Annotated in this window: 25 protein-coding genes and 1 tRNA gene; 16 read left to right on the top strand and 10 right to left on the bottom strand. The window is 69.5% G+C overall.

The window, feature by feature from the left end; all coding sequences use genetic code 11:
* Position 1: 1 nt before the first annotated feature.
* The 5 genes from ACFYL4_RS15450 to ACFYL4_RS15430 all read left to right on the top strand — a co-directional run bounded on the left by ACFYL4_RS15450 (position 2) and on the right by ACFYL4_RS15430 (position 5,448).
* Positions 2 to 2,023 carry a CocE/NonD family hydrolase gene (locus ACFYL4_RS15450; RefSeq protein ID WP_357759224.1) on the top strand — a complete coding sequence of 674 codons (2,022 nt, stop codon included), beginning with the start codon at positions 2 to 4 and terminating at the stop codon, positions 2,021 to 2,023.
* A gap of 147 nt (positions 2,024 to 2,170) precedes the next feature.
* Positions 2,171 to 3,211: an acyl-CoA dehydrogenase gene (locus ACFYL4_RS15445; protein ID WP_357759227.1), complete on the top strand. Its 1,041-nt coding sequence runs from the start codon at positions 2,171 to 2,173 to the stop codon at positions 3,209 to 3,211.
* Positions 3,201 to 3,986 (top strand): PIG-L deacetylase family protein, encoded by a 786-nt coding sequence (locus ACFYL4_RS15440; RefSeq protein ID WP_387518875.1) that lies wholly within the window; start codon positions 3,201 to 3,203, stop codon positions 3,984 to 3,986. Before ACFYL4_RS15445 ends, ACFYL4_RS15440 begins: the two co-directional genes overlap by 11 nt.
* Positions 3,983 to 4,594: an SAM-dependent methyltransferase gene (locus ACFYL4_RS15435; protein ID WP_357759232.1), complete on the top strand. Its 612-nt coding sequence runs from the start codon at positions 3,983 to 3,985 to the stop codon at positions 4,592 to 4,594. Before ACFYL4_RS15440 ends, ACFYL4_RS15435 begins: the two co-directional genes overlap by 4 nt.
* Positions 4,594 to 5,448, top strand: a complete 855-nt coding sequence (locus tag ACFYL4_RS15430) for a glycosyltransferase (RefSeq protein WP_357759235.1) — start codon at positions 4,594 to 4,596, stop codon at positions 5,446 to 5,448. The genes ACFYL4_RS15435 and ACFYL4_RS15430 overlap by 1 nt, the downstream gene beginning before the upstream one ends.
* Here ACFYL4_RS15430 and ACFYL4_RS15425 read toward each other — a convergent pair.
* From ACFYL4_RS15425 to ACFYL4_RS15410, 4 genes are read right to left on the bottom strand one after another with little or no spacing between them, the layout of a single operon-like run.
* Positions 5,354 to 5,659 carry a PRC-barrel domain-containing protein gene (locus tag ACFYL4_RS15425; protein ID WP_387519036.1) on the bottom strand — a complete coding sequence of 102 codons (306 nt, stop codon included), beginning with the start codon at positions 5,657 to 5,659 and terminating at the stop codon, positions 5,354 to 5,356. The two genes, ACFYL4_RS15430 and ACFYL4_RS15425, sit on opposite strands and share 95 nt — an antisense overlap.
* 20 nt (positions 5,660 to 5,679) lie before the next feature.
* Entirely contained in the window at positions 5,680 to 6,066 is a 387-nt protein-coding gene (locus ACFYL4_RS15420) for a hypothetical protein (protein ID WP_357759241.1), read from the bottom strand.
* Position 6,067: 1 nt separating this feature from the next.
* Positions 6,068 to 7,297, bottom strand: a complete 1,230-nt coding sequence (locus tag ACFYL4_RS15415; protein WP_357759244.1) for a divalent metal cation transporter — start codon at positions 7,295 to 7,297, stop codon at positions 6,068 to 6,070.
* Complete coding sequence (locus ACFYL4_RS15410) at positions 7,294 to 7,785, bottom strand: hypothetical protein (RefSeq protein ID WP_387518872.1); 492 nt, start codon at positions 7,783 to 7,785, stop codon at positions 7,294 to 7,296. The genes ACFYL4_RS15415 and ACFYL4_RS15410 overlap by 4 nt, the downstream gene beginning before the upstream one ends.
* 103 nt (positions 7,786 to 7,888) lie before the next feature.
* Between ACFYL4_RS15410 and ACFYL4_RS15405 the strand changes: the two genes are divergently transcribed.
* Positions 7,889 to 8,494: a YqjF family protein gene (locus ACFYL4_RS15405; RefSeq protein WP_387518870.1), complete on the top strand. Its 606-nt coding sequence runs from the start codon at positions 7,889 to 7,891 to the stop codon at positions 8,492 to 8,494.
* A gap of 72 nt (positions 8,495 to 8,566) precedes the next feature.
* Here ACFYL4_RS15405 and ACFYL4_RS15400 read toward each other — a convergent pair whose 3' ends face one another.
* Together ACFYL4_RS15400 and ACFYL4_RS15395 are read right to left on the bottom strand one after the other, a co-directional pair.
* Complete coding sequence (locus ACFYL4_RS15400; RefSeq protein ID WP_387518868.1) at positions 8,567 to 9,895, bottom strand: cytochrome P450; 1,329 nt, start codon at positions 9,893 to 9,895, stop codon at positions 8,567 to 8,569.
* A 53-nt stretch (positions 9,896 to 9,948) separates the two neighbouring features.
* Positions 9,949 to 11,844: a glycoside hydrolase family 15 protein gene (locus tag ACFYL4_RS15395; RefSeq protein ID WP_387518866.1), complete on the bottom strand. Its 1,896-nt coding sequence runs from the start codon at positions 11,842 to 11,844 to the stop codon at positions 9,949 to 9,951.
* Between the two features lie 234 nt (positions 11,845 to 12,078).
* On the opposite strand from ACFYL4_RS15395, the gene ACFYL4_RS15390 reads away from it, so the two are divergent.
* The gene (locus ACFYL4_RS15390) at positions 12,079 to 12,534 is read left to right on the top strand and encodes a hypothetical protein (RefSeq protein WP_357759517.1); all 456 of its coding nucleotides are present in this window, start codon (positions 12,079 to 12,081) and stop codon (positions 12,532 to 12,534) included.
* 284 nt (positions 12,535 to 12,818) lie between these two features.
* On the opposite strand, the gene ACFYL4_RS15385 is transcribed toward ACFYL4_RS15390, so the two are convergent.
* The gene (locus ACFYL4_RS15385) at positions 12,819 to 13,724 is read right to left on the bottom strand and encodes a sigma-70 family RNA polymerase sigma factor (protein WP_357759259.1); all 906 of its coding nucleotides are present in this window, start codon (positions 13,722 to 13,724) and stop codon (positions 12,819 to 12,821) included.
* 287 nt (positions 13,725 to 14,011) lie between these two features.
* On the opposite strand from ACFYL4_RS15385, the gene ACFYL4_RS15380 reads away from it, so the two are divergent.
* Both ACFYL4_RS15380 and ACFYL4_RS15375 read left to right on the top strand, forming a co-directional pair.
* Positions 14,012 to 16,477, top strand: a complete 2,466-nt coding sequence (locus ACFYL4_RS15380; RefSeq protein ID WP_387518865.1) for a molybdopterin oxidoreductase family protein — start codon at positions 14,012 to 14,014, stop codon at positions 16,475 to 16,477.
* Positions 16,474 to 16,941 carry a hypothetical protein gene (locus ACFYL4_RS15375; RefSeq protein ID WP_357759264.1) on the top strand — a complete coding sequence of 156 codons (468 nt, stop codon included), beginning with the start codon at positions 16,474 to 16,476 and terminating at the stop codon, positions 16,939 to 16,941. The genes ACFYL4_RS15380 and ACFYL4_RS15375 overlap by 4 nt, the downstream gene beginning before the upstream one ends.
* A gap of 97 nt (positions 16,942 to 17,038) precedes the next feature.
* Here the strand turns inward: ACFYL4_RS15375 and ACFYL4_RS15370 are convergent, their stop codons facing one another.
* Positions 17,039 to 17,257 (bottom strand): hypothetical protein, encoded by a 219-nt coding sequence (locus ACFYL4_RS15370; protein WP_387518864.1) that lies wholly within the window; start codon positions 17,255 to 17,257, stop codon positions 17,039 to 17,041.
* Positions 17,258 to 17,476: 219 nt separating this feature from the next.
* On the opposite strand from ACFYL4_RS15370, the gene ACFYL4_RS15365 reads away from it, so the two are divergent.
* The 3 genes from ACFYL4_RS15365 to ACFYL4_RS15355 all read left to right on the top strand — a co-directional run bounded on the left by ACFYL4_RS15365 (position 17,477) and on the right by ACFYL4_RS15355 (position 21,593).
* Positions 17,477 to 18,088, top strand: a complete 612-nt coding sequence (locus ACFYL4_RS15365) for a flavodoxin family protein (protein ID WP_387518863.1) — start codon at positions 17,477 to 17,479, stop codon at positions 18,086 to 18,088.
* 148 nt (positions 18,089 to 18,236) lie between these two features.
* Entirely contained in the window at positions 18,237 to 20,324 is a 2,088-nt protein-coding gene (locus ACFYL4_RS15360) for a catalase (RefSeq protein WP_387518862.1), read from the top strand.
* 84 nt (positions 20,325 to 20,408) lie between these two features.
* Positions 20,409 to 21,593, top strand: a complete 1,185-nt coding sequence (locus ACFYL4_RS15355; RefSeq protein ID WP_387518861.1) for an alcohol dehydrogenase catalytic domain-containing protein — start codon at positions 20,409 to 20,411, stop codon at positions 21,591 to 21,593.
* 60 nt (positions 21,594 to 21,653) lie between these two features.
* On the opposite strand, the gene ACFYL4_RS15350 is transcribed toward ACFYL4_RS15355, so the two are convergent.
* A tRNA-OTHER gene (locus tag ACFYL4_RS15350) sits at positions 21,654 to 21,740 on the bottom strand.
* A gap of 170 nt (positions 21,741 to 21,910) precedes the next feature.
* On the opposite strand from ACFYL4_RS15350, the gene ACFYL4_RS15345 reads away from it, so the two are divergent.
* Together ACFYL4_RS15345 and ACFYL4_RS15340 are read left to right on the top strand one after the other, a co-directional pair.
* Positions 21,911 to 22,597 (top strand): DUF2637 domain-containing protein, encoded by a 687-nt coding sequence (locus ACFYL4_RS15345; RefSeq protein WP_387518860.1) that lies wholly within the window; start codon positions 21,911 to 21,913, stop codon positions 22,595 to 22,597.
* 400 nt (positions 22,598 to 22,997) lie between these two features.
* Positions 22,998 to 23,765: a DUF2637 domain-containing protein gene (locus ACFYL4_RS15340; RefSeq protein WP_387518859.1), complete on the top strand. Its 768-nt coding sequence runs from the start codon at positions 22,998 to 23,000 to the stop codon at positions 23,763 to 23,765.
* 292 nt (positions 23,766 to 24,057) lie between these two features.
* Here the strand turns inward: ACFYL4_RS15340 and ACFYL4_RS15335 are convergent, their stop codons facing one another.
* Positions 24,058 to 24,336 (bottom strand): hypothetical protein, encoded by a 279-nt coding sequence (locus tag ACFYL4_RS15335; protein WP_387518858.1) that lies wholly within the window; start codon positions 24,334 to 24,336, stop codon positions 24,058 to 24,060.
* A gap of 275 nt (positions 24,337 to 24,611) precedes the next feature.
* On the opposite strand from ACFYL4_RS15335, the gene ACFYL4_RS15330 reads away from it, so the two are divergent.
* The gene (locus ACFYL4_RS15330; RefSeq protein ID WP_387518857.1) at positions 24,612 to 25,334 is read left to right on the top strand and encodes a hypothetical protein; all 723 of its coding nucleotides are present in this window, start codon (positions 24,612 to 24,614) and stop codon (positions 25,332 to 25,334) included.
* 23 nt (positions 25,335 to 25,357) lie between these two features.
* Complete coding sequence (locus ACFYL4_RS15325; RefSeq protein WP_387518856.1) at positions 25,358 to 25,606, top strand: hypothetical protein; 249 nt, start codon at positions 25,358 to 25,360, stop codon at positions 25,604 to 25,606.
* Positions 25,607 to 25,716 lie beyond the last annotated feature (110 nt).

Below are 25,716 nucleotides of genomic sequence, written 5' to 3'. Positions count from 1 at the left end.
GATGCGTACGGTCGACGACCTGCCCCACGAGGTCCGGGCCGAGGACCACTTCTGGATTCCGATGTCGGACGGCGTGCGCCTGGCGGGGAGGCTGTGGATGCCGCGCACGGCCGAGGAGTCCCCCGTCCCGGCCGTCCTGGAGTACATTCCCTACCGGCGACGCGACCTCACCTCGGTGCGCGACTCCACGCACCACCCCTACCTCGCCGGGCACGGGTACGTCTGCGTCCGGGTCGACCTGCGGGGCACGGGGGACTCCGAGGGGGTGCTCACCGACGAGTACCTGGACCGCGAGCAGCGGGACGCGGAGGAGGTCCTGGCCTGGCTCGCCGACCAGCCCTGGTGCGACGGGAACACCGCGATGATGGGTCTGTCCTGGGGTGGGTTCGCCGCCCTCCAGGTCGCCGCGCGGCGTCCCCCGAGCCTGCGCGCCATCGCGGTCAGCTGCTTCACCGACGACCGCTACGCCGACGACTTCCACTACATGGGCGGCTGCCTGTTGTCGGACAACCTGGCCGAGGCCGGGACCACCTTCGCGTTCGCCACCTGCCCGCCCGATCCGCAGACCGTCGGCCCGGCCTGGCGTGACATGTGGTTGGAGCGGCTGGAGGCCAACCGCCCCTGGGTGGTGGAGTGGCTCCGCCACCAGCGCAGGGACGGTTACTGGCGGCATGCCTCCGTCAGCGAGCACTACGGCAGCGTCGGGTGCCCGGTCCTTGCCACCAGCGGTTGGGCCGACGGCTACTCGAACGCCGTCCTGCGCCTGCTGGAGCACCTAGAAGCCCCCGTCAAGGGCTTGGTGGGCCCCTGGTCGCACCGGTACCCGCACCTGGGAGTGCCCGGCCCGGCGATCGGCTACCTCCAGGAGGTGGTGCGCTGGCTGGACCACTGGACCAAGGGCGAGGACAACGGTGTGGAGCGGGAGACCGGCCTGTGGGCGTGGATGCAGGAGAGCGTCCCGCCCTCCACCTCCTACGAGGAGCGTCCCGGCCGCTGGGTCCGTGAACCCGGCTGGCCGTGCGCCCGGGTGGAGGAGCGCGAGCTGACGCTGGCCGAGAACGCGATGGGCGCGCCCGAGACGCGGGGCGGTACCGCGGAGAGGACGGTGCGCTCCCCGCTGTCGGTGGGACAGTTCGCAGGCAAGTGGGCCTCCTACAGCGCGCCGCCGGACCTGCCCTTCGACCAGCGCGAGGAGGACGGCGGCTCCCTCGTGTTCGACACCGAACCACTCCAGGAGCGGTGCGAGATCCTGGGGACGGCGCGCGCGGTCCTGGAACTGTGCGTCACCGAGCCGGTGGCGATGGTCGCCGCGCGGCTGTGCGACGTCGCCCCGGACGGGAGCGCCACACGGGTGACCTACGGGCTACTCAACCTCACTCACCGTGATCGCGACGACGCGCCGACGACGCTGGTTCCGGGGGAGACCTACCGGGTGGAGATCACCCTGAACGGGGTGGCGCAGGCCTTCCCGCCCGGGCACCGGATTCGGCTGTCGCTGTCGACCTCCTACTGGCCGCTGGCCTGGCCGCCGCCCCGGCCCGTGCTCCTGACGGTGTACCCGGACCGGAGCAGTCTGGTCCTCCCGGTGCGGCGCGTCGAGGGTGGTGAACCCGGCGGTGACGCGTTCGCGGAACCGGAGGCGGTGGCCCCGGCACCCACCACACGGATGCGACCCGGTGAGCACCACTGGACGGTCCGGCGCGACATGGCGGACAACCGTTTCGTCCTGGAGATCGAGAAGGACGGCGGGGTGCTGCGCTACGACGAGATCGGCCTCGATGCCACCCGTCGGGCCCACGAGCTGTACGAGGCGGTGGGGGACGACTTCACGTCGGTGCGGGGGCGGACGGCGTGGACGATGCGGTTCTCCCGGGGCGGGTGGCGGACCCGTACCGAGACGTACACCGCGCTGGAGTGCACCGAGGAGGAGTTCCGGGTGCACGCGACCCTCGACGCCTACGAATCGGGGGAGCGGGTCTTCTCCCGGGAGTGGACCGAGCGTGTCCCCCGAGACCACGTCTGACCCGGGCGCTCGCACCGGAGTGGGCCCGGGGCGGCCGGACCGGCACTGCGGGTTTGGGGGAGGGCTGACCGGGTCAGACGCCCAAGGAGGGCACGGGCGGACCCCGCGTGTGCGCGGCGGGACCGAGGAGAGGCCAGGGGAGGACCGATGAGCCGACCGACCACCTCGCGGGCACCGGTGGAAGCGGAGGAGGGGGAGGCGCCACGTGACGGCGTGCCGGAGGTGAGCCGCCGCCGGGTCGCCGCGTCGTTCGCCCGAGCGGTCCGCTCCGGCGACCTGGAGCTTCCCCTTCCGGGCCGGGGGCGCACCCGGAGCCGGTGGAGGGCTCTCCGGAACCTGGCGCGCGAGGACCTGTGCCTGGCCCGGCTCGCCGAGGGACACGCGGACGCCGTGGCGATCCTCATCGAGCTCGGCGCGGAGCCGCCCCGGCACGGACAGCGATGGGGTGTGTGGGCGGCCCATCCGCCCGGCCCCGGCCTCACCGCCCTGGCCGTCGACCGGGGCTGGCTTCTGAGGGGTGTCAAACCCTTCTGTTCGGGTGCGCGCAGCTGTACCCACGCCCTGGTGAGCGCCGAGATCGCGGGGGGTGGACGCCGCCTCTTCGCGGTCGCCACGGCTGACCTCGGGCCGCCCGAGGGCACGTGGGCCAGCGCGGGCATGGCGGCCAGCGACACACTGACGCTCCGGTTCGACGACGTGCCCGCCGAGGCGGTCGGGGACCCGGGGGCCTATACGCGGAGGCCGGGTTTCCACCACGGCGGCGCCGGGGTCGCCGCCTGCTGGCTGGGCGGTGCGGTCGCGGTGAGTGCGCCGCTGGCGGCCCGGGCGGCGCGGGAGACGGCCGACGTGCACACCCGCACGGCGTGGGGGAGCGTGGATCGGGACCTGTACGCGGCCGCCTCCGTGCTGGGCCGGGCGGCCGACGAGATCGACGCCGACCCCGAGGACGTCCTGGACCGTGCCGCCCCGCGCGCCGCACGGGTCCGCGCGGTCGTCGCCGGGGTCTGCGGGGACGTCCTGAGACGCACCGGCGAGGCCTTGGGTGCGGGCCCGCTCGCGGCCGACGCCGACTACGCCCGTGCGGCGGCCGACCTCGCCGTGTACCTGAGCCAGCACCACGCCGACCGCGACCTTGCGGCCCTGGGCGGGATGGACGTTTCGGAGGGGGGCGAACCCCATGGCCTCTGAGACCCGCGGCGACGCGCACCCGATCGACGCCGAGGGCACCCCCGAACGGCTCTGGCGCAAATGGGGCGTCTTGCGGCGGTTGCCAGCGTTCGCCCTGGCGGGAGTCACGGACGCGGTGGTGGTCGCCCCCCACCCCGACGACGAGACGCTGGGGTTCGGCGGGGCGACGGCCCTGTTGGCGGCGCTGGGCGCGCGGATCACCGTCGTGGCGGTCACCGACGGAGAGGGCTCCCACCCCGGCGGCAGCCTTCCTCCGCGGGCCCTGGCCGAGGCGCGCGCCGACGAGCGCGCGCGGGCACTGTCGTTGTTGGGAGCCGGGGGCGCCCGCGTCGTCCGGCTGGGGTTCCCGGACGGCCGGGTCGAGGAGTGCCGCGCCCGGCTCACCGAGCGCCTCGCGGAACTGTGCGCGGGCGCCCAACTGTGCGTCGCCACCTGGGAGGGCGACCTGCATCCGGACCACCGTGCGACCGGTCTCGCGGCCCGTGAGGCCCTCGACCGCGCGAACGGGGCGGGATCGGTTTCGGGGCCGGGCCCGGCACTCGTCTCCTACCCCGTGTGGACGTGGCACTGGGCCCGACCCGCCGAGGCCTCGGTGCCCTGGGCACGGGCGCGGCGGATCGACCTGCCGCCGGACGTACGCCGGCTCAAGGCCCGGGCTCTGGGCGCCTTCACCACGCAGACCGGGCCGATCGGCCCGACCGCGGCGGACGGCGCCGTCCTCGACGAGGCGATGCTGGCACACTTCCGGCGCGGATGGGAGGTGGTGTTCCGGTGAGTGTGGGGCGGGGATACTTCGACTCGGTGTACGCGGGAGAGGCGGACCCGTGGGGCTTCCGGAGCCGCTGGTACGAGCACCGCAAGCGGGCGCTCACTCTCGCGTCCCTGACCCGTGAGAGGTACGCGCGGGCGTTCGAACCCGGGTGTTCGATCGGGGTCCTCACGAGTGGGCTCGCGGCGCGGTGCGACGCGCTCCTGGCCTGGGAGGTCGTTCCGGAGGCCGCGGCCCGCGCCAGGAGCGCGCTGACCGGCGCCGAGCACGTCGAGGTCGGCCGCGCCGCCGTTCCCGAGGAGTGGCCCGGCGGAGGCTTCGATCTCGTGGTGCTCTCGGAACTCCTCTACTACTTCGACGACGCCGACCTGGCCACGGTGCTCGCCCTGACCGTGCGCTCCCTGACACCGGAGGGGACGGTCGTCGCCGTGCACTGGCGTCACCCGGTCCGCGACCACGTGCGCTCCGGGGACGACGCACACCGGGCGGTCGACGCTGTGCCGGGGTTGGACCGAACGGTGCTGCACGTCGAGCGGGATTTCCAGCTCGGCGTCTACGAGTGCCCCGGCGTCCGGGGGTCGCGCTCGGTCGCCGAGCGGGAGGGGCTGGTTTGATGGACGCCGTCACCGTGGTGATCCCCGCACATGACGAGGCGGAGAGCATCGTCGCCTGCCTGCGGTCGGTCCACGCCTCCCTGCGCCGTTGCGGGCTGGCCCCGAGGCGTCGGCGCGTGGTGGTGGTCGCCGACGATTGCGCCGACCCGACGGCGGAGTTGGCCCGCGCCGAGGGCGCCCACGTGCTGGAGGTCGCGTGTCGCAACGTCGGAGCGGTGCGGCGGGCCGGGGCCGAGCTGGCGCTCGACCTCGTCGGTCCCGCTGACGACGTGTGGATGTCCTTCACGGACGCCGACAGCGTGGTGCCGGAGCGCTGGATACCGGCCCAGCTGGCTCTGTCCCGGAACGCCGACGCCGTGGCGGGGACCGTCGAGGTCGCGGACTGGTCCGGGCGTCGCGCCGAACTGGCGGAGCGCTTCGTGCGCACCTATCCGGTGGTCCGGGGCGGGGAGCACCCCCACGTGCACGGGGCCAACCTCGGGGTGCGGGCCTCCGCCTACCTGGACTGCGGCGGTTTCGAGGCACTGCGGATGGCGGAGGACCAGGCCCTGGTCAACGAACTGGTGCGGCGCGGACACCGTGTGAGCCGCCCGTGCGACCTGCCCGTGACGACCTCGGCCCGGAGCTCACCGCGTGCCGCAGGGGGGTTCGGGGACCGCCTCAACCGACTGGAGGGGCAGCTTTTCCGGAACCGGGGCGAGCGGGAGCCGGAGGTGCGGGCGACCTCCCGGGTTCCCGGGGCCCCGGCACCGCGCGGACTCACGCCTGCTGATGCCAGTGCCTGGGAAGGGAGTCATGGTCCACGGCGATCGTCACGCGTCCCGTCTCCACCGACACGACGTCCTCCCACCTGACGTAGCGTTCGTGTCGCCGTAGCCAGGCCAACACGTGCCTCCAGGGGGTGGGGGGTTCGAGGGAGTCTCCGAACCCGAGGCGCCCGGCGAACGCGGAACGTCCCAGGACCAGGCCGAGGACCGTGTACCCGTCGTCGTCCCGGCGGACCACGACGTCCTGGACCGACCCGATCGACCGGCCCGAGCGGTCGACGATCCGTGACCCCAGCACGTCTCCGGCGAACACCCGACTCACCGTGTGCCGCCCGGGACCCGGGCGATGACGTTGCGGGCGATCCAGTCCTCCACGGGACGCCCGCCTGTCGGAGCCCTCGTGGACAGCACCGTGGTCGGTGTGAACTCCTCGACGTCGGAGACCGCGACCGTGGTGGGGGAGTGATCCAGAGGGCGCAGGCGTTTGAGGACCGCCTCCCAGGACCGCCCGAGCCGGCCGGCGAGCCGACCGCCGAGCGAGGCGGCGTCGACGACCAGGGCCGTCATGGCCGGGGCCCGCCCCGGCTGCCACGTGAACTCCACGTCGTCGACCTTGCCCAGGTTCTCTCCGTGCCGGTCGACGACCTGACGGTCCAGGACCGTGAAGCCGATCCGGAAGACGTGCTCGCTCCTGTCCTGCGTCATCTCACTGCCCCGCCTTCGTGTAGGCCATCAAGGGAATCGCGGCCACCGACACCACGCACACCAGGACCAGGTAGACCGAGGCCAGGACGTTGGTGAAACGCGAATTCACCCGGTCGCCCAGATAGCCGTGATCGTTGGCCACGACGAGGATCGGCAGGTAGGTCAACGGAAGGGCCGCCGCGGAGAGGATGAGGCTGTACTCGGTGACGGTCACCGGGTCGACCCCGGTCAGGACGAAAAGGGTGCCGCTGAGCAGGCTCACCATGATGACCAGGTGGAAGAAGGGTGCCCGTACAGGCGGCAGTGACTTCCCCCAGCGCCAGCCGAAGTACTGGGCGACGCCGTAGGCGGCGGCCAGCCCCGACTCCAAGGCGGCGCCGAAGGTCGCGGCGAAGAATCCCAGGATCACCACGATGAGCCCCAGCTTGCCGAGGGTCGAGACGACCGGCAGGGCCACCTGCCCCAGGTCGGACACCTGAATCCCGGCCGGCATGAGGACGACCGCCGCGCATCCCATGATGGCGAGGGAGAGCAGCCCTCCCAGAGGGAGGCCGACGAAGGCGTTGATCCGGGCCGTCGCCAGGTCCTGGGTCGTCCACTTCTCCTCTACGCCCCCCGACGAGAAGAAGAGCACTGTGTACGGGGTCATGGCGGCGCCGAACAGGGCGATGGCGTAGTACCACCACACGGCCACGCCCTCGTTCGGTGGAGGGGAGAAGGACGCCGCGTCGGAAGCGAGCGCCACCCAGTCCGGACCCAGCCGCCACAGAGCCACGGCGAACACGATCAGGGTCAGGCCGAGGAGACCGTAGGTCTTCTCCATCTTCTCGAACGGCAGGCGCCACAACACGACCCACACGAGGAACCCGACCACGGGAACCCAGAGGAGGTAGTGGATGCCGCTGGCCAGTTCGAGCGCCAGGGCGATGCCGCCCATCTGCGCGGACAGGGTGAGCAACGTGATGAGGTAGGAGGACAGCAGGTTGGCGAGCCCGACCCGGGCGCCGAGCCGTTCGCGTACCAGGTCGAAGGTCCCGCGTCCGGTGGTCGCGACGACCCGGGCGGACATCTCGGTGAAGACCATGAGGCCGACGACTCCCACGGGGACGACCCACGCGAGACTCATCCCGAACCGGGAGCCGACCACGGAGTTGGCGACCAGGTCCCCGATGTCGAGGAAGCCGCCCACGGCGGTGAGCAGGCCGAGAGTCACGGCGCTCAGCCACCTCAAGAGAGCTCGTCCTGGAGCTCGGTGAGGTCGACGGCGACGCTCCTCAAGCTTCTCTCCGCCGTCCGCACTGCGGCACCGTCGTCCTCGCGCAGGGCGATGCGCAGGTCAGAGAGGGCGTTCACCGCGCTGTCACACAGCGGAGCCAGTTCCGAGCGCAGCGACCGCGCCCGGGGCGTGGGCGGTTGCCGTGTTCCGAAGGTGTCGTTGACGGAGCGTGCCGCGTCCTCCGCGTCCTCGACGGTGGTCTCCGTGTAGGGGGAGAAGGCCATGTCCCGGCGATGGATCTCGGAGAGCATGATCCCCGTTCCCACGGCGGAGAGGAGGGCGGTGACGGTCTGTTCCGCGGCGTCCCGGTACAGCGATTCGGTGGGGGTGGGCCCGGTGCAGCCGCTGACCAGCACCAGTACGAGCCATGACGCGACCACGGCCGTGATGCGGCGGGGTCTGCCCGGGTAGGGATCACGTGACGGCGACGGATGGGAGAGCACACCCCGACGTTAACTCGCCGTGACAGGAAAGTCGCTCATGGTGTTCACTGGGTTTCGTGTCGTCGTCGGGCACGGCGGGAAAGAGGACGAGGTGACCGGGGAGATGGAACGGAAGGGCCAGGTACCCCCCGTGGAAGCGCCGCCGCTTCCGGGGCCGGCGGTGCTGCGTCAGGTGTGGGCGGGGGTGGTCTTCCTGCACTGGCGGGTCGATCCCGCCGCGGTGACCCACCTGTTTCCCTTCGGCACCCGACCCGATCTGTTCGACGGAACGACCTACGCGGGTCTCGTGGCCTTCCGTGCCCCGACCACCCGGGTGCTCGGCGTGCGCGCCCTCGGTGCGTTCGACGAGGTAAACGTCCGACTGTACTCAGTGGACGGCCAGGGACGGCGGGGCGTGGTGTTCCTCTCCCTGGACGCCGACTCGCTCCCCGGCGTACTCGTCGCCAGGACGGTGCCGAGGATGCCCTACACGTGGTCCGACACCAGCCTCCGACAGTCGGGTGTCGGGCCCTGCGCGGGTGCGGTCAGACGCCGGTGGCCCCAGGGCGGGGCCCACGGACGATGGCGGCTGCGCGTGGAGGCCCGCCCGACGGCTCCGACGCCCTTGGAACACTTCCTCACCGCCCGGTGGGGCCTGCACACGCCCCGGGCCGGCACCACGCGTTGGGTGCGTGTGCGCCACGAGCGCTGGGTGCTGCCGGTGCGCTGACACGAACGCTGGGACGGCTCGGCGCCGGTCCGGCCCCTGCCAGGCACCCACACCCGCCTGACCGGTCGGGCCTCAGAGTACGAACCGCAGGTCGAAGTGGTTGAGTGACGCTGGCAGGGCGTCGGTCCGCAGCTCCGGCGATCCGCCGACCGGCAGGGGACCGCCCACCCTGAACAGGGCCCTCAAGAGGTAGGAAACGGTGAGGGGCACCAGATCACGGCCCGGGCAGCCGGCGGGCCCGTAGCTGAAGGGCACGATCCCGGGGTCGTCCTCAGCACGGCCGTCGTTCCAGATGGCGGGGGCGAAGGCGTCCGCGTAGGGGAGCCGGGTGGGGTCGCGGTGGAAGTAGGAGCTCAGCACCAGGAAGGCGGTTCGGGGTGGGATGCTCCGCTCCCGCCAGACCGTCTCCCGGGTGCTCTCGCGAATCACCACCAGGGTCGTGGGCCACAGGCGGACCGACTCGCGCAGGGCGGCGCGCAGCATCGGAAGATCGGGACCGTCCTCTGTGAGCGCCTCGGCCCGGACGGCGTCCACCTCGGGACCGCTGGAGGTCAGCACGGCCAGTGACCGGAACGCGGCCACCGCGGCGGCGTCGAACGCGAACAACCAGTGTGCGATCTGGTCCTCGGGACGTTCGCTCGCGCCCGGAGGCCCGAGCCGGGCGGCGAGGCTACCGGGTTCCGCACGGTCGATGCCCGTGCGGATACGGTCGAGGAACTCCGCTCGACGGTTGTGGTCCACCGGCAGCAGATACGACCAGTTGGCCCTGTGCCTCAGCCGCCGCAGCAGTTGGGTACTGCGGCGGTCCCCGGCGGCCGCCCTGCCGAAGACCACCCGTCGCGCGAGGGCGTCGAAGGTCTCGGAGAACCGTGCCCAGTCCAGCACCCCGCCCGGCGGCCCCGGGCCGCGCAGCGCCCTGACGAGGGATCGGGCCTCCTCTTCCGCGTGCTCGGCGATGGCGGGGGCGTCGGGATGGAGGCGCTGTCCCGGAGCCAGGGCCTCCTCGTTGGCACGGCGCCGGTCAGGCCGGTCGCGTCGATCGGAGACGAGGGCTCCATGGGGCTGGAAGTGGTTCAGCGCCCCCCGTTTCTCCGCGCCGCCCGGGGAGAACGTGTCCGGGGTCTCCGACAGAAGCCGCCGAACGTCCTCAGGTGACAGCACCAGCGCGATGCGGCGGCCCGTGTAGCCCAGGGGGAGCGGGTCGTCGCCATGGCGCCGTCGAAGCTCGCGCAGCACCCCGACACTCTTGTGGTCCGCGCTCAGGGCCGCCACCAGCGCCTCTCCGGTGGGGCGGCGCACGATGGCGCCACGGGCCGCGGTGGGGACCAGGACCGTGGACAGTACCCGCGCGGTCTCCGGCAGACTCGTCGTGTGGCGTTTCGGCTGTGCGTTCTCCGTCATGGGCGAGTACCTCCGCCTCGTCGATGTCGGACCGGGATGCGCGGGCGCCCTGGTCAGTCATCGGTCCCGTTCGCTCCCGGCTCTCCCGCCGCCCCCTTCGAGGTGGAGCGGTCGCGGTTCTCGGCCCTGCCCCGGGCCCACGCGTGCAGCGCCTCGCCGCCGCCCGAGCCCTCCAGGTTGACAGCGGCCTCGATCAGGGCCAGGTGGGCGAAGGCCTGGGGGAAGTTCCCCAGAAGGGTGCCGTCCGGCGCCATCTCCTCGGACAGCAGACCCAGGCCGCCCACGGTCGCGCAGAGGCGGTGGAACCTGCGTGAGGCCTCCGCTTCCCGTCCCGCGAGCACCAGCGCTGACACGAGGTCGAAGGAGCACAGCAAGAAGGCGCCCTCGGGGGTGCCGATGCCGTCCGCGGTCTCCTCGGGCTCGTACCTGTGGACGAGCCCGCTCTCGTCTCCGAGTTCGGTCTCCACCCGTTCGAGGGTCCGGAGCACACGGGGGTCCTTCCCGCCGAGGAAGCCCAGGAGCGGAATCCTCAACAACGCCCCATCGACGTTGGTCGAGCCGTAGGACTGGACGAACGACCCCGTCACGGGGTCGTGACCGAGCTCGAGCACCTGCTCACGGATGGCCTGTGCCTCCGCACGCCATTCCCCCAACGGCACCTGGTCGGCCCGCCCCGTGGCTTCCGCCAACCGGATCGCCCGGTCGAGGCAGACCCAGGCGTGCACCTTGGAGTTGGTCCAGTGGCGCGACTCGGACCTGACCTCCCACACGCCGTCGTCCGGTTCGCGCCACAGGTCCCGTACCGCTTCCACCACGGTGTCGAGCTGCCGGAGCTCGTGCGGTTCGAGACCGCCTCCGGCCTCCTCGTAGCAGTGCGCCGCGTCCAGGATGTGTCCGTAGACGTCCAGCTGGTGTTGTGAGAACGCGGAGTTGCCCACCCGCACCGGCCGGGCTCCGCCGTGTCCGGCGAGGTGACCAAGGGTCGTCTCGGTGGGAGGTGGCTGACCGTCCACGGTGTGGACGGGGGCGACCCAGCCGACCGGCCGACCGCACGCGCCGAGCAGGTAACGAAGGTAGCGCCCGGCCTCCTCCGCGTGCCCCAAACGGAGGAAGGCCAGGACGACCAGAGCGGCGTCCCGATGCCAGACGTAGCGGTAGTCCCAGTTCCTCGGCCCCCGGGGCCATTCCGGCAGGGAGGTCGTGGGCGCCGCGATGAGGGCGCCGCTCTCCTGGTGGAGGAGCCCCCGCAGAACCAGGGCGCTTCGCCGCACCTGCGACGCCCCCACCCCGTCGTAGTCGGTCCTGGCCGACCAGGCGCGCCAGGCTTCGAGGGTCTCTCGCAGCAGTGCGTGTCCCTGCCCGGGAACGACACCGCGCTCTCCCGTGAGGTAATCCAGTGCGAAGACGGCCGTCTCTCCCTCAGCGAGCTCCACACGGAACTCGGGGTCTCCACCCGGGCCCAGAGTGGGAGGCGGCGTACCGGACAGGAGGGGTCCGGACGCCTCACGTAGGCACCCGCGGACGGTCTGCCAGGAGGGCCGCGCGCCACCGAAACGGGGACGGGCGCGTAGACGCGAACGCACGGCGCTCGTACCGGACCTGCACTCCACGATACGGACCAGGAGGCCCTCCCTGAACGGGCCCGCGCCGCCCTCCCCCCGGCCGACCGCGAGCAGGTCCCGCACCAGCACCTCGACGTCGTCCCCCCGCCACAGGGTCTCCAGGACGAGGCTGTCCTCCATGTAGGAGCGTGCCACCGGCAGTGCGCCCTGCACCTCCAGGCCCCATTCTCCGCCGACCCGGGGGTCGAGTATCCCCGAGAGGAAGGCGGAGCCGTCGAAGCGCGGCGTGCACAACCATGTGATCGCCCCGTCCGGGGAGGTCAACGCGGCGGTGTGACAGTCGGAGAGGAAGCCGTGGTCACCGATCGTCGTCTTCTCGCGCGCCATCGAGCCCCTCCTGTCGCGACGCGGACACTCCGTGTCGACCGACTGCCCCGGTGAACCCGCGCCGAAACAGCGGTGGGGGCGTCGGCCCACGTGAGGGGCCCGATGTGTACGAAGCGGTCGACGTGGTCAGGGACGCGACAACAGCGATGTCAGGAGGTAGCCATGCCGGACCAGACTCGCCTCCCTCCTCGTCGGCCCCTGCTGAGGGGAGCCGCTCGGGGGGCCGTGGCGGCGATGGCGATGAGCGGTATGCGCCAGGCGGCGGTGGGCCTGGGGATGATCGAGAGGACGCCGCCCGAGGCGATACTGCTCGAGGGCGTTCCCACGATGCTTCGCGCCGTTCCCGAGCACCGACGGACGGCGTTCATCGAGTTCGCGCACTGGGGGTACGGTGCGGGGGCCGGCGCGGCCTTCGCCCTGGTCCCCTCGCGTCTACGCGCGTCCAGGCTCACCGGACCCCTCTACGGACTGCTGTCCTGGGGGCTGTTCGAGCTCGCTCTGGCTCCCGCCCTCGGCCTGGCGCACGCCCGTCGGGCCCGCCCGCGGGAGCGGCTCGCCCTCTTGGTCGACCACGTGTTCTTCGGCCTCATCGTGGGTGCGTCGCCAGAAGCCGACATCGTCGATCCCGTTACGGAGAGCCCGGGCGAGGGAGACCGGAGCCGTGAGGGCGAGACCGACTCGGGGCGGTGACGGGCCATACGAGGGCGCCGGTTCACCGGCAGGAGCCCGACGGCCCACGCCGGTACGTGTCGCGGGTGTCGGGCGGTGGAACACCGCCGTGCGGGTCGCGTGCCGGACAAGGCAGAACACCGGGCCGACGGCGCCAACAGCGCCGACTCCATGATCGACCTGGTCCCCGAACGGCACGACCTCGCACGACTGGAGGACTTCATCAGGGCGGAACTCGGGTCCGGCCGAGTGAACGGTTCTCCGTGTTCGTGGCGCGCGGCGTACAGCGCGGACGGCCCTGGTCCTCACGGACGGTCATCGGCCGTCTCGGTGTGCGACACGGATTCGGGCGGGGTCCGTCCCGTCACGGCGGTCGGCCCCGTCGGCGCCTCGGGGGCGCTCAGTTCGGCGCGCAGCCACTCCAGGGCCTGTGACAGCAGCCGGGAGACGTGCATCTGCGAACATCCGACCTCGCGGGCGATGCGTGCCTGCTTCCACTCGTCGAAGTAGCGGCGCTTGATGATGTGCCGCTCCCTGGGCGTCAGCCGGACCAGGGCCGACCGTGCGGCCTGCCGATCCACGACCAGGCCCAGGCCCGGGTCCTCCACACCCATGAAGCGCTCCCAGGCGAGGCCGGACTCCTCACCACGCAGGTCCGGCTCGTTGAGCGAATAGGTGTTGTAGGCCTCCGAGATCAGGAGAACCTCCTCCACGTCCGCCACCGTGACCCCCATCTTCCGGGCGATCTCCTTGTTGGAGGGGTGGCGGCCCAGGTGCTGCTCCAGATCCTGGCGGGCCTGGCGCATGAGCGGTCGGCGGGACTGGGCCGTACGCGGTGTGTGCACCGCCCACGTGTGGTCACGGAAGTGCCGCTTGATCTCTCCGGTGACCGTGGGCAGCAGGTAGGCGATGAAGGGCCTGCCCTTACGCGGGTCGTACCCCTGGATGGCCTTGGCCAGCCCCAGGCAAGCGGTCTGCCGCAGGTCCTCGAGGTTCTCGCCTCGTCCGCCGTAGCGGCGGGCGAGGCGGTTCAGCAGGGGCCGGTAGTGGTCCAGGATGCGTTCCTTGAGCCGCACGGCGGTCACGCTGCCCTCGGGTTCGTCCTCCAGTGCCTGGAGGAGTTCCTCTGCCGAGGCGTCCTCGGCCGGCCCCTCGTTCGTGTGGGCGCTGAGGTCTGACGGCGCCGTGGGTGTCTCGGTGCTGGAGCTCATACGGGTCCTCGCAACGATGGCATGGAGCCAGAACGTGAAACGGACGGATGACGCCCTCTCCATGCCCGAGGCACCACCGAGCGAAAAGCCGGATGTCAGGACTTGGCACCGTATTGCTGCCGGTTTGGAACGCCGCCGCGCTCGTGACGGCGCCCTCTCGAGTCCGCGGGCCCGCACCGGGACCCGTCCGGACCGCGTGTGCCACCGGCCATCCGCCCGTTCAGCGCCCATACTGAGGGGGATCTTCCGACGCCGCTCCAGGTACGACGACGAGCGAGGGGACCCGCGTGCCGTCCAAGGACCCGATCGCCGAGCCCTGGGGGACGCGCACCCCCTACGGCTCCGGTCAGCCGTGGCCCGTGCGGGTCGACCTCCATCTGGCCCGGGGCGTGGCCCCCCACGAGGTGGACCGCTGGGTGCCCTCCGCGTCGATTCTGCATTCCAACGGTGACGGGCTGGACATCGCGGTCAAGGACGGCCGCATCGTCGGCGTGCGCGGGCGCGGGGAGGACCGGGTCAACCGCGGCCGCCTGGACCCCAAGGACCTCTACGGTTGGCAGGCCAACCACTCCCCGGACCGGCTCACACGCCCTCTCGTGCGCCGGGGAGGGGAGCTGGTCGAGACCGACTGGGACACCGCCATGGACCTCGTGGTGGAACACAGCGGGAGGACCCTGGAGGACCGGGGTGCCAGCGCTCTGGGTTTCTACACCAGCGGACAGCTCTTCTTGGAGGAGTACTACACGCTCGCCGCCATCGCTCACGGCGCGATCGGTACCAACCACCTGGACGGGAACACCAGGCTGTGCACGGCCACGGCGGCGAGCGCCCTGAAGGAGTCCTTCGGTTGCGACGGACAGCCGGGCTCCTACGAGGACATCGACCACGCGGACGTCATCGCGTTGTACGGGCACAACATGGCGGAGACGCAGGCGGTGCTGTGGAGCCGTGTCCTCGACCGGCTGGCCGGGGCGAATCCTCCCCGGCTGTTGTGCGTCGACCCCAGGGCCACTCCCGTGGCTCGGAGGTCGACGCTTCACCTCGCCCCGCGCCCCGGCACCAACGTCGCGCTGATGAACGCGATCCTGCGGGAACTCGTCCGGACCGACCGGGTCGACCACGCCTACGTGGAGGCGCACACGGTCGGCTACGAGGAACTGGTCCGGGTGACGGCCGCATACCCGCCCGAGCGCGCCGCCGCGATCTGCGACGTGCCCGCCCGTGAGATCAGCGCGGCCGCCGAACTGCTGGGTGGCGCGGAGCGGCTGGTGTCGACCGTCCTCCAGGGCTTCTATCAGTCGAACCAGGCCACCGGGGCCGCCGTACAGGTCAACAACGTGCATCTGCTGCGGGGCATGTTGGGCAGGCCTGGAGCGGGTGTGCTCCAGATGAACGGTCAGCCGACGGCGGAGAACACGCGTGAGTGCGGCGCAGACGGCGACCTGACGGCGTTTCGCAACTGGAACAACGACCGGCACGTCCGGGAACTGGCCGCGCTCTGGAACCTCGACCCGCTACGCGTCCCCCACTACGCTCCGCCCACGCACGCCATGCAGATCATGCGCTACGTCGAGAAGGGTTCGATCCGCTTCCTGTGGATCAGCGCGACCAACCCGGCCGCGTCATTGCCCGACCTGCGGCGGGTGCGTGAGTTCCTCTCCAAGGAGGGGCTGTTCCTGGTGGTGCAGGACGTCTTCATGACGGAGACGGCCGAACTCGCCGACGTGGTGCTGCCCGCGGCCACCTGGGGTGAGAAGACCGGAACGTTCACCAACAGCGACCGCACCGTGCACCTGTCCGAGAAGGCCGTGGAACCGCCGGGTGAGGCACGGCCCGACCTGGACATCTTCCTGGACTACGCGAGGAGGATGGGCTTCCGGGACGACGACGGGCGCCCGTTCCCGCAGTGGGATGACGCCGAATCCGCCTTCGAGGCATGGAAACGGGCCAGCCAGGGACGCCCCTGTGACTACTCCGGACTGTCCTACGAACGTCTGCGGTCCACCGGCGGAGTGCAGTGGCCCTGTAACGAACAGAACCCGGAGGGTACTCCGAGACTCTACGCGGACGGCCGGTTCTGGGCCGGGCCGGACGAGTGCGAGAGTTACGGCAAGGACCTCGTCACGGGAGCTCCGCTGGAAGAGGAGGAGTACCGTGCGGCCAACCCCCGCGGCCTGGCGATGCTCAAGGCCGTGGACTTCGTGCCCCCGCACGAGACGCCGGACCGGGAGTACCCGTACGCGCTGATCACCGGCCGTACGCTGTACCAGTTCCACACGCGGACCAAGACCGGTCGAGCCCCCGAACTCCGCCGGGCGGCCCCTGAGGTGTGGGTGGAGATCGCGCCCTCCGACGCACGAGCGGAGGGGATCGGGGAGGGAGACGTGGTGGAGGTGCGCGCGCGGCGGGGTGCTGTCCGTGCCCGGGCGAGGATCAGCGGAGTACGGCCGGGCGTACTGTTCGTTCCCTTCCACTACGGATACTGGGACGTCGACGTCGCGGCCGCCTCGGACGGGGAACGAGCCAGAGCCGCCAACGAGATGACCGCCGATGACTGGGACCCGGTCTCCAAGCAGCCCCTCTTCAAGACCGCGGCAGCGCGTGTGCGTGTCCTGAGCCGTGGCGGTGGGCGCCCTTCCCCGGCTCCCACCACGACCGCCTCCGCACCGGTTGGCGAGGCGGCGGAGGCCGTGGAGGCCACCCGGGGGGAAGCCGACACTCTGGAACAGTGCCACCGGGAGGGGACGCGATGAGGATCGGAGCGGCCCTGAGAGAGCTGCACCATGCGGAGAGCTCCCTCGTGACGGAGCTCTCGCGGGTGGCCGACCGGCACGCGAAGGAGCAGGAGATCCAGCACGTGACCACCGATCTGGCGGTGTGGTCCAGGGAACACCTGAGCGAGATCGTCTCCGTCGCGCCCCGGTACGGTGTGACCCTGACGGACCTCCGGAGCACCGATCCCGAGAAGGAGGGGAGCCGCGAACTTCCGGGGGAGGGGTCGGACCCGGACCTGGCGCTCCTCGCGGACCTCAGACGGCTGTACCGGATGAGCGGCGGGGTCGCTCTCGACTGGGATCTGCTCGGTCAGGGGGCTCAGGTGGTCGCGGACCCCGGTCTGCTCGCGGTCGCCCGACGGTGCCAGCCCCGTTCCCTGCGCCAGATGCGTTGGGCGCGGGCGATGCTCAAGACGCTCTCACCGCAGATCCTGGCGAGCTGAGCGGGGGCGGCGGTCAGAGGTCCCTGCCCGGCCCCTGACACGGTGCCAGGGGCCGACCTCCATCGGTGCCGACTACAGCCGACGTCCCGTGAAGGAGTCAGGTCCCGGTCTCTTCGAGCCGCAGGGCGACGCCCAGGGTGAAGAAGGTGGGCGCCCACTGACCGACGAAGATGCCCCACCGGTCGGCGCGGTCGGTGCCGGCGTCCTCCTTCTTCTTGGACACGGCCCAGCTCAGGAACGAGAGGCCGATGCTGACGGCACCCGCGGTGTAGGCCATCTCCGAGGTGACGCCGAGCTCGGACAGTTTCGCGATCATGTTTCCTCCCACACTCGTGTGACGGTCCAGTGCCCCTGCCCGCCCCGCCCGGATCTACGGGCAATCCCACGCAAACTCGTGGGCCGTCGTCCGCCCCCGACCACTCGCGCTCGGAGAAACCCCCGTGGGGCGGGCTGTTGACGAGGCGTTTTCGAAAAATGGTCCGCCACTGGCCCGGACCCAAGGGGGCCCGGGCCGGGTGACACGTAGGGTCCTCCCATGCCTTTCGAACTTCGGGCCCTGGCCCTGACCTGCAGCCTCAAGCCCAGTCCGACACCCTCCAGCAGTGAGTTGCTCGCTCGGCAGGTTCTCGACGAACTCTCCGGGCACGGAGTGCGAGGGGAGTCGGTGCGCGTCGTCGACCACCGGGTCAATCCCGGAGTGACCGTCGACACGGGCCAGGGCGACGCGTGGCCCCAGTTGCGGGAGAAGCTGGTCGCCGCCGACATCCTCGTCCTGTCAACACCCACGTGGGTGGGCCACATGTCGAGTGTCGCGCAGCGGGTGCTGGAGCGGATCAACGCCGAGCTCTCCGAGACCGACGACGAAGGCCGACCGTCGATGTACGGAAAGGTCGCCGTGATCGCGGTGGTCGGTAACGAGGACGGGGCGCACAAGATCGTCGCTGACTGCGCCCAGGCGCTGAGTGACTGCGGGTTCACCCTTCCGGCGACGGGGTCCACCTACTGGAACTCCGAGGCGATGAACCCGAAGGACTACATCGATCTCGACAGCACTCCCGAAGCGGTGGCGACCACCACGGCGACGGTGGCCCGCAACGCCGCGCACCTGGCGCGCCTACTCCGGGAGCGACCGTATCCGAGCCCGTGAACGGCCCTCGTCACGCTTACGGCCCCAGCGGTGCGCGGCCGAATTCGCGCGGTCCCGTACGCGGTGTTTACGAGCAGACCCCGTCGGTCATGGCAACGCACGACGGGCAGTCGCTCGACACGACCGCGAACTGACGGGGGAGTCCGACATGACCGAACGAGGTAACGACAAGGACCGGATGCTGGAACAGCACCGCACCGACTCCCGGGACCCACTGACCACTGAGACCGGAGTCCGGGTCGAGGACACCGACAACTCCCTCAGTGTCGGCGAACGCGGCCCCACTCTCCTGGAGGACTTCCACGCCCGGGAGAAGATCACCCACTTCGACCACGAGCGCATCCCCGAACGCGTCGTCCACGCCAGGGGGGCGGGGGCCTACGGCCACTTCACGCCCTACGAGGACCTCTCCGACCTGACCGGCGCCCACTTCCTCAGCGGGCCCCACGTCACCACCCCCGTGTTCGTCCGCTTCTCCACCGTGGCCGGATCTCGAGGCTCGGCGGACACGGTGCGCGACGTGCGGGGCTTCGCGGTCAAGTTCTACACCGAACAGGGCAACTACGACCTGGTCGGCAACAACATGCCGGTCTTCTTCATCCAGGACGGCATCAAGTTCCCCGACTTCGTGCACGCCGTCAAGCCAGAACCGCACAACGAGATCCCCCAGGCCCAGTCCGCGCACGACACTCTGTGGGACTTCGTCGGACTGCAACCGGAGACCACTCACATGGTGATGTGGCTGATGTCGGATCGTGCCATCCCGCGCAGCTACCGCACGATGCAGGGCTTCGGTGTGCACACCTTCCGCTTCGTCAACGCGGACGGACGGGGGACGTTCGTCAAGTTCCACTGGAAGCCGGTCCTGGGCACGCACTCGCTGGTGTGGGACGAGGCCCAGCGCATCCAGGGCAAGGACCCCGACTACAACCGGCGCGACCTCTGGGAGGCCATCGAACGCGGCCAGTACCCCGAGTGGGAGCTGGGTGTGCAGCTCGTCGCGGAGGAGGACGAGCACGCGTTCGACTTCGACCTCCTCGACGCCACCAAGATCATCCCCGAGGAGCAGGTGCCGGTACGCCCCGTCGGTCGAATGGTGCTCGACCGCAACCCGGACAACTTCTTCGCCGAGACGGAACAGATCGCGTTCCACACCGCGAACGTCGTCCCCGGGATCGACTTCACCAACGACCCGCTGCTCCAGGCCCGCAACTTCTCCTACCTGGACACGCAGCTGCTGCGCCTGGGCGGGTCCAACTTCCAACAGATCCCCGTCAACCGGCCCGTGGCGCCGGTGAGCAACAACCAGCGTGACGGGTTCGCCCAGCACCGGGTACACCGCGGCCAGACCTCCTACTTCCCGAACTCCCTGGGCGGCGGCTGTCCGGCGCTGGCCGACGAGAACGTCTACCGGCACTACACGGAGAAGGTCGAGGGGAACAAGATCCGCAAACGGGCGGAGAGCTTCAAGGACCACTACTCCCAAGCCAGGTTGTTCCTGAACAGCCTCGCCGACTGGGAGCGCGAACACCTGGTGGCCGCGTTCCGCTTCGAGCTGGGCAAGTGCGAGGAGCTGGCCGTGCGTCAGCGGGCGGTCGCCAATCTGGCCCACGTCGACCACGGTCTGGCGGTCGAGGTCGCCGAGGGCCTGGGAGTGGAGCCGCCCGAGGACCCTGGCACCGGGCGCCACACCCGGACCTCGCCCGCGCTCAGCCAGGCCAACACCGCGTTCGGAGACCTGACCGGACGCCAGGTCGCCGTGCTCGTCGACCACGGCGTGGACGGGGCCGACGTCGAGACCCTCCGGCGGACGCTGGTGGGGGAGGGGGCCGTGGTGGAGGCGCTCGCCCGGCTCGACGGTTCGGTGCGCACCCGCGAGGGCGGCACCCTGCCAGTCGACCGCGCCTTCACGACCGTCTCCTCGGTCCTCTACGACGCGGTGGTCGTCCCCGGCGGCGGCGACGCCGCTGCATCCCTCGCCCAAGACGGCGAAGCCCGGCACTTCGTCCTTGAGGCCTACAAGCACGCTAAGGCGATCGCTGCGGTCGGCGCGGGAACCTCGCTGCTCGACGCCCCTGGGCTACCGGACGCCCTCGGACGTCCACCCACGGTTCCCGAAACCATCGCGGGAGTGGTTCGGGCCCCCGGGGTGGACGAGAGCGTGGCCCGGGAGTTCGCCCGCCTGGTCGGGGGGCACCGGCACTGGAACAGGTCGACCGGGACCGTCTCCGCCTGAGCCCGCGCGGCTCGACCCCGCGTGACCACGAACCTCGTGGCCGGTGGAACAACGGGACGGTACGAACTGAACGGAGGAGACTCCATGAGAGCAGTGGTGTGGAACGGCACGCGCGACGTCAGGACCGAGAACGTACCCGATCCGCGCATCGAGCAGCCCGGTGACGCGGTCGTCCGTGTCACCAGTTCCGGTCTCTGCGGCTCCGACCTGCACCTGTACGAGGTGCTCGGGCCGTTCATGAGTGCGGGAGACATCTTGGGGCACGAGCCCCTGGGAGTGGTTGAGGAGGTGGGGCCGGGAGTGACCTCGCTGGTACCGGGGGAGCGCGTGGTCGTCCCCTTCCAGATTTCGTGCGGACACTGTCCGATGTGCGAGTCGGGCCTACAGACCCAGTGCGACAACACGCGCGTCGAGGACCAGGGCACGGGCGCGAGTATCTACGGCTACAGCGCGCTCTACGGTTCCGTCCCCGGAGCTCAGGCCGAGTACCTGCGGGTTCCCCGTGCGGACGCCAACGCCATTCCCGTCTCCAGTGAGGGGGCCGACGACCGGTACGTCTTCCTGTCGGACGTCCTCCCCACGGCTTGGCAGGCGGTTCGTTACGCGGACATCCCGCGGGACGGCTCCGTCGCGGTACTGGGTCTGGGACCGATCGGAGAGATGGCCTGCCGCGTCGCCCGGCACCTGGGGGCGGGGCGTGTCTTCGGCGTCGATCCGGTTCCCGAGCGCCGCGCCCGGTCGGAGGCGCGCGGGGTGGAGGTGTTCGATCCGACCGGCGGAACCGACGAGCTCATCGGTCGGATTCGGGAGCGCACCGACGGCCGGGGGCCGGACGCCGTCATCGACGCCGTCGGCATGGAGGCGCAGGGACACGGATCTGCGCGGATCGCCCAGCGGGCGGCCAACCTGCTCCCCAAGGGCGCGGCGGCCAGACTCATGGAGACCTCCGGAGTCGACCGCCTGGCGGCCTTCCAGACGGCGATCGATCTCGTGCGTCGCGGGGGAACCATCTCACTGATCGGCGTCTACGGAGGGATGGCCGACCCTCTGCCCATGCTCACGCTCTTCGACAAGCAGATCCAGGTGAGGATGGGCCAGGCCAACGTCCGCCGCTGGGCTCCGGAGATCCTCCCGCTTCTGGACGGCGAGGACGTCCTCGGAGTGGCGGACTTCGCCACTCATCACGTGTCCTTGGACGACGCGGCCTGGGCCTACGAGAACTTCCAGAAGAAGACCGAGGGAGCCTTCAAGGTGGTCTTCCGCCCCTGAGGGCCGGGACACCGGAAACGACGGAAGCGGGCTCCCGAGGGAACCCGCTTCCGCGTGATGTGGGCGATACAGGACTCGAACCTGTGACCCCTACCGTGTCGAGGTAGTTCAAGCGTCGCAGTGACCTGTGCCAACAAGCATTCGCCCAGTTCAGAGGGTTCCGTTGAGGGATCTTCACGGCGGTTGGGAGCCGTTGGGGGACGTTCGCGTCTCCCAAAAATCTCCCAGGGGGTGGTGGGAGACGGCCGTCTCCCACCACCCACCCCCGGCGGTTCTGCCGCTGAAGGTCTCTCGATCACAGGAAAGAAGTGATCGTGATGGAGCCCTCCCGTTGGTCACGAACGGTGACCATCGCCGCCGTGCTGATGCTCGCGGGCATCGCCGCGGTGGTGTCCTACTCCCACATGTACGAACTCGCCCTGCGCCACGGCGAACCCCCGTGGAGAGCCGCCCTGTTCCCCCTCTCGGTGGACGGCATGATCGTGGGCGCCTCCATGACCCTGCTCAGCGACGCCCGCCACGGACGCAAGGGCGGTCTGCTGCCATGGGGTTTGTTGATCATCGGCTCGTCCGCCTCCTTGGCGGCGAACGTGGCGGTCGCCGACCCCACGATGTGGTCGAGGATCATCCATGCCTGGCCCTCGTTCGCGCTGATCGGTGCGTACGAGTTGCTCATGAGGGAGTTCCGCACGGTCGCGCGCAGCGTACGCAGTGCGTCCGCAGAGGATGAGCAGGACTCACGTGGCGGGCTGGCTCCATCTCAGGGAAGAGGTCTGCACCTTGTGGATTCGTCGGGAAAGAAGAAGCTTCCCAGGCCGCACTCACCGTTCCAAGCCAGAGCATGGGCGTGGGCTGAGGCGTGGGAGCAGGAGCACGGAGAACTACCCGATGGGAAGGCGATCGGTGAACGCTTCGGCCGGAAGGAACGGTGGGGCCGACTCGTGAAGGAACGCGGTCTCTACGAGCGCAGGTTCTCCCAAGCAGGGGATGTCAACGTCGTTTGAAAAGGGGTTCTGGCACTGATCTTGTGATGTGGCACGGTCCGTGACGCAAAAGGAGGAGATCCAGGAGTCCTCATCGGCTTCCTGAAGTGCGCGTGTGACTCAGGAGCACAGAGCTTCGTAACGCTCCGTGAGAGAACCACAAGAGCAGTGCCAGAACCCATCTTCACGGCCGTCAACGCGGGGCACGCGACACCCGCTTTAGGAGAGCGAGCACATCTCGTTCACGGTGGTTCAGAGAGGTTCTGACCTGCGGTGGTGTACTTCGGTGTACCCCCGCGAACGCTGGTGAACTGCGAACAGAACTGAGACCAGGGGCGGGCCGCGGCGAGCCGTCGGAGCTCACCGTCGAACCTCGCGGAGAACTTCGGCCACTGGCACCTCAGCGGGTTGGTGGTAGGCGATGAATCCCTCCCGCTGGTCCCGCTGGACGACCATCGCCGCCGTGCTGATGCTGGCCGTGATCGCGGCCGTAGTTTCCTACTCGCACATGTACGAACTCGCCCTGCGCCATGGCGAACCCCCGTGGAGAGCGGCCCTGTTCCCGCTCTCGGTGGACGGCATGATTGTTGCCTCCTCCATGACTCTGCTGAGCGATGCTCGCAACGGCCGCAAGGGCGGCCTGCTGCCCTGGACTCTGCTGATCATCGGTTCTGGTGCGTCTTTGGCGGCCAACGTCGCGGTCGCTGACCCCACCATGTGGTCGCGGATCATTCACGCTTGGCCGAGCTTTGCGTTGATCGGTGCGTACGAACTGCTCATGCGCGAGTTCCGCACGGCCGCGCGCAGCGTACGCACTGCTGACGCAGAGCGTACGCACACGAATGACGAACACCTTCTTCTTCAGTGTGAGGAGAAGGTGGAGACTTCCGATGAGGTGCCACAGGGCGGTCGCCGCCTGCATGTGGTTCAAGACCAGACTGTGGTCTCAGAGGGCATTGACCCGGTTGAGGCAGGTGCTGGCGATCGGCTTCCTCTTCCTCCTAAGGTGCAGCGGGATGCCTGGCGGTGGGCTTTGGCGAATCCACAGGAGGACGGCTCACTGCCGACTGGCGAACAGATCGCTGCACGCTTCGGCCGTAAAGAGCGGTGGGGGCGACTGATCAAGGAATGGGGCAAGCAGGGCCGCTTGGATGCGCTGCCTCCGGTGACGTCTGCCGTGTCGAGGTAGTTCAGACGCCGCAACGACCTGCGCCCATGAGTGTTTGCCCTGTTCGGGGGCCATGGAGGGATCTTCGCGGCGGCTGGAAGCCCTTGGGGGACGTTCTGATTTCTCGCAGATCCTCTCGGGGGTGAGAGACTCCTTTCTCACCCCCCGAGAGGCGGTTACTCGACTCTGCCAAGGTCTCTCGGTCACCAGGAAGAGCGATCGGGATGAAATCCTTAGCACCGTGAGAAGCGTACGCAGATGATCAGCAGGACATGGTGAGAGTCAAACCCGAGCTGACGACGCCCAAGAACTGCTAGAAGGTGAAGCCTTCATCGCTCGGAGGGTCGTCGTTGTGGTGCGGGCCCGTCAGATCGTCGTCAGTGCCACCCCACCCAGTACCGCTCACAGCGTTCCAAGCGGTAGGCCCGTAGGTGACAACCACAAACGAGTAGTCGAGTCCCTTGCTGTACTCGGGGGTCTTGATGATGCGTAGCGCTCCACTGGGGTGGATGTCGTACCGGTACGTGCTCTTCCCACGCTCGTCTTGGAAGTAGCGTTCGGATTCGTTGTTCTGAAACACTTTGACAACCATGTGCCAACCTTAGACCTGCACACGTGTCGTAGCCAGCGCGGTTCACCCTGATCCCACGTGGGCGAATCGCACCGAGACCAGCTCGGCCTCGCTGTGGCGGCCCTCCCTGAGACGATCGAGAATCACAACGAGCGGTCTGGGGCTTGTGAGCTCAAGCGAGCCCCGGCAGGGAGGCCGTTATGGATATATTCGGATCCAAAAGTGTGCTCAAGGAAGGGAATGGCATGCCGCGTGTTTCGGAGAAAAGATGTGAGAGAGCACCTGCTAATTGTCGCTTGCTGCGATCGCTCGACGCACACCACATCGCTCTCTGCGAAGAAAACGGGATCCTTGACGGTGAAGCTCATGCCAAGGCGAAGGCGGTGGGGTTGGTCATCGAAGTTTGGCGCAACGGTCCTGTGGAAAACATCCACGCCAGCCGTAGGGGGCCGAGCGATGCAGCGATGTTCGCGGAGTCGACTACGCTGCACGCCCGAGCACTCGATGTCACAAGGGCTGAGGACGGTGCGACAGCTCTCCTGGACTTCGAGCGCTTGCTGCTGGAGCGGTCGCGTGTGTGGGCGGGAACAGACGGCAAGACCCTACGCGACCTTGGTTACGGCCACCTGGGTGCCTATGACCAGCATCTGAAGGGCCGTGTCGATACGCTGTTGGCTCTGCGTGACCACACGTGCGTTAATGATCCGTGGGATGTGCACTTGGTGAGGCATGCTATTACCTACGGTCGAGACCATCTTGGCATGCCGAATTGGCCGAAGATCGTCGAACGTATCCGAGTATTGTTCGAGAATCCGGATCATCCTGCTTGGCATGGAGGCGAGAGAGGTGCGCAAGCTGTCTCTGAGATGCCCAAGTCAACTCCTCCCCCAGAGGAGTTGACCGCCTCGCTAATGACACGCCCGAGTCTATTGCCAGTTGAAGTTCTGGAGTGGCTTTCGGACCACTTCCTGTTCTGTGCTGGTCCACCTTACTCGTTTCGTGGATGGGAAGATGAGTGATGCTGTGGTGTAGGTTGAGGAATATGTGGAAAGAAAAAGGGGCGCTGGTCGGTAGTTTTTATCGGAATGGTGCTTATGTCCAGTCTGTCATGTGTTTGTCCGAACTCATCTATCAGGCCCGAACCATGGCCCATGAGAGCAGGGATAGTGGCCAGGTGAACACAGAAGGGCTTTTGGCAACCGAATACCATGCGGCTGCCGGCGTCGCGATCACTCTCGGCCACTCCGAACTGGTCGCGAGCCGTGCCGCTGAAGCCATCAAGCCCTCATAGAGTGGTGCTAGACCTGGAAGGTCTGGCGGTGTTTGGATCGCTGCTCATCAACGCCGCCGGTGCCGCTGCGAGCAGCGGCAGTGCGCGCCGCTGCCTTGACCCCACCCCCA

Origin of the sequence: Nocardiopsis sp. NPDC006938, from assembly GCF_042869555.1 — a bacterium.
Classification (GTDB): Bacteria; Actinomycetota; Actinomycetes; order Streptosporangiales; family Streptosporangiaceae; genus Nocardiopsis.
Note: the sequence above shows the minus strand (reverse complement) of the source record. Positions and strands in the feature narration are given on the sequence as shown.

What these genes read in the sequence shown, in the direction of transcription:
- ACFYL4_RS15450 (WP_357759224.1), top strand. Translation starts at nt 2, where the DNA reads ATGCGTACGGTCGACGACCTGCCCCACGAGGTCCGGGCCGAGGACCAC.
- ACFYL4_RS15445 (WP_357759227.1), top strand. Translation starts at nt 2,171, where the DNA reads ATGAGCCGACCGACCACCTCGCGGGCACCGGTGGAAGCGGAGGAGGGG.
- ACFYL4_RS15440 (WP_387518875.1), top strand. Translation starts at nt 3,201, where the DNA reads ATGGCCTCTGAGACCCGCGGCGACGCGCACCCGATCGACGCCGAGGGC.
- ACFYL4_RS15430 (WP_357759235.1), top strand. Translation starts at nt 4,594, where the DNA reads ATGGACGCCGTCACCGTGGTGATCCCCGCACATGACGAGGCGGAGAGC.
- ACFYL4_RS15420 (WP_357759241.1), bottom strand. Translation starts at nt 6,066, where the DNA reads ATGACGCAGGACAGGAGCGAGCACGTCTTCCGGATCGGCTTCACGGTC.
- ACFYL4_RS15405 (WP_387518870.1), top strand. Translation starts at nt 7,889, where the DNA reads ATGGAACGGAAGGGCCAGGTACCCCCCGTGGAAGCGCCGCCGCTTCCG.
- ACFYL4_RS15400 (WP_387518868.1), bottom strand. Translation starts at nt 9,895, where the DNA reads ATGACGGAGAACGCACAGCCGAAACGCCACACGACGAGTCTGCCGGAG.
- ACFYL4_RS15395 (WP_387518866.1), bottom strand. Translation starts at nt 11,844, where the DNA reads ATGGCGCGCGAGAAGACGACGATCGGTGACCACGGCTTCCTCTCCGAC.
- ACFYL4_RS15390 (WP_357759517.1), top strand. Translation starts at nt 12,079, where the DNA reads ATGGCGATGAGCGGTATGCGCCAGGCGGCGGTGGGCCTGGGGATGATC.
- ACFYL4_RS15385 (WP_357759259.1), bottom strand. Translation starts at nt 13,724, where the DNA reads ATGAGCTCCAGCACCGAGACACCCACGGCGCCGTCAGACCTCAGCGCC.
- ACFYL4_RS15375 (WP_357759264.1), top strand. Translation starts at nt 16,474, where the DNA reads ATGAGGATCGGAGCGGCCCTGAGAGAGCTGCACCATGCGGAGAGCTCC.
- ACFYL4_RS15370 (WP_387518864.1), bottom strand. Translation starts at nt 17,257, where the DNA reads ATGATCGCGAAACTGTCCGAGCTCGGCGTCACCTCGGAGATGGCCTAC.
- ACFYL4_RS15365 (WP_387518863.1), top strand. Translation starts at nt 17,477, where the DNA reads ATGCCTTTCGAACTTCGGGCCCTGGCCCTGACCTGCAGCCTCAAGCCC.
- ACFYL4_RS15360 (WP_387518862.1), top strand. Translation starts at nt 18,237, where the DNA reads ATGACCGAACGAGGTAACGACAAGGACCGGATGCTGGAACAGCACCGC.
- ACFYL4_RS15355 (WP_387518861.1), top strand. Translation starts at nt 20,409, where the DNA reads ATGAGAGCAGTGGTGTGGAACGGCACGCGCGACGTCAGGACCGAGAAC.
- ACFYL4_RS15345 (WP_387518860.1), top strand. Translation starts at nt 21,911, where the DNA reads ATGGAGCCCTCCCGTTGGTCACGAACGGTGACCATCGCCGCCGTGCTG.
- ACFYL4_RS15340 (WP_387518859.1), top strand. Translation starts at nt 22,998, where the DNA reads ATGAATCCCTCCCGCTGGTCCCGCTGGACGACCATCGCCGCCGTGCTG.
- ACFYL4_RS15335 (WP_387518858.1), bottom strand. Translation starts at nt 24,336, where the DNA reads ATGGTTGTCAAAGTGTTTCAGAACAACGAATCCGAACGCTACTTCCAA.
- ACFYL4_RS15325 (WP_387518856.1), top strand. Translation starts at nt 25,358, where the DNA reads ATGTGGAAAGAAAAAGGGGCGCTGGTCGGTAGTTTTTATCGGAATGGT.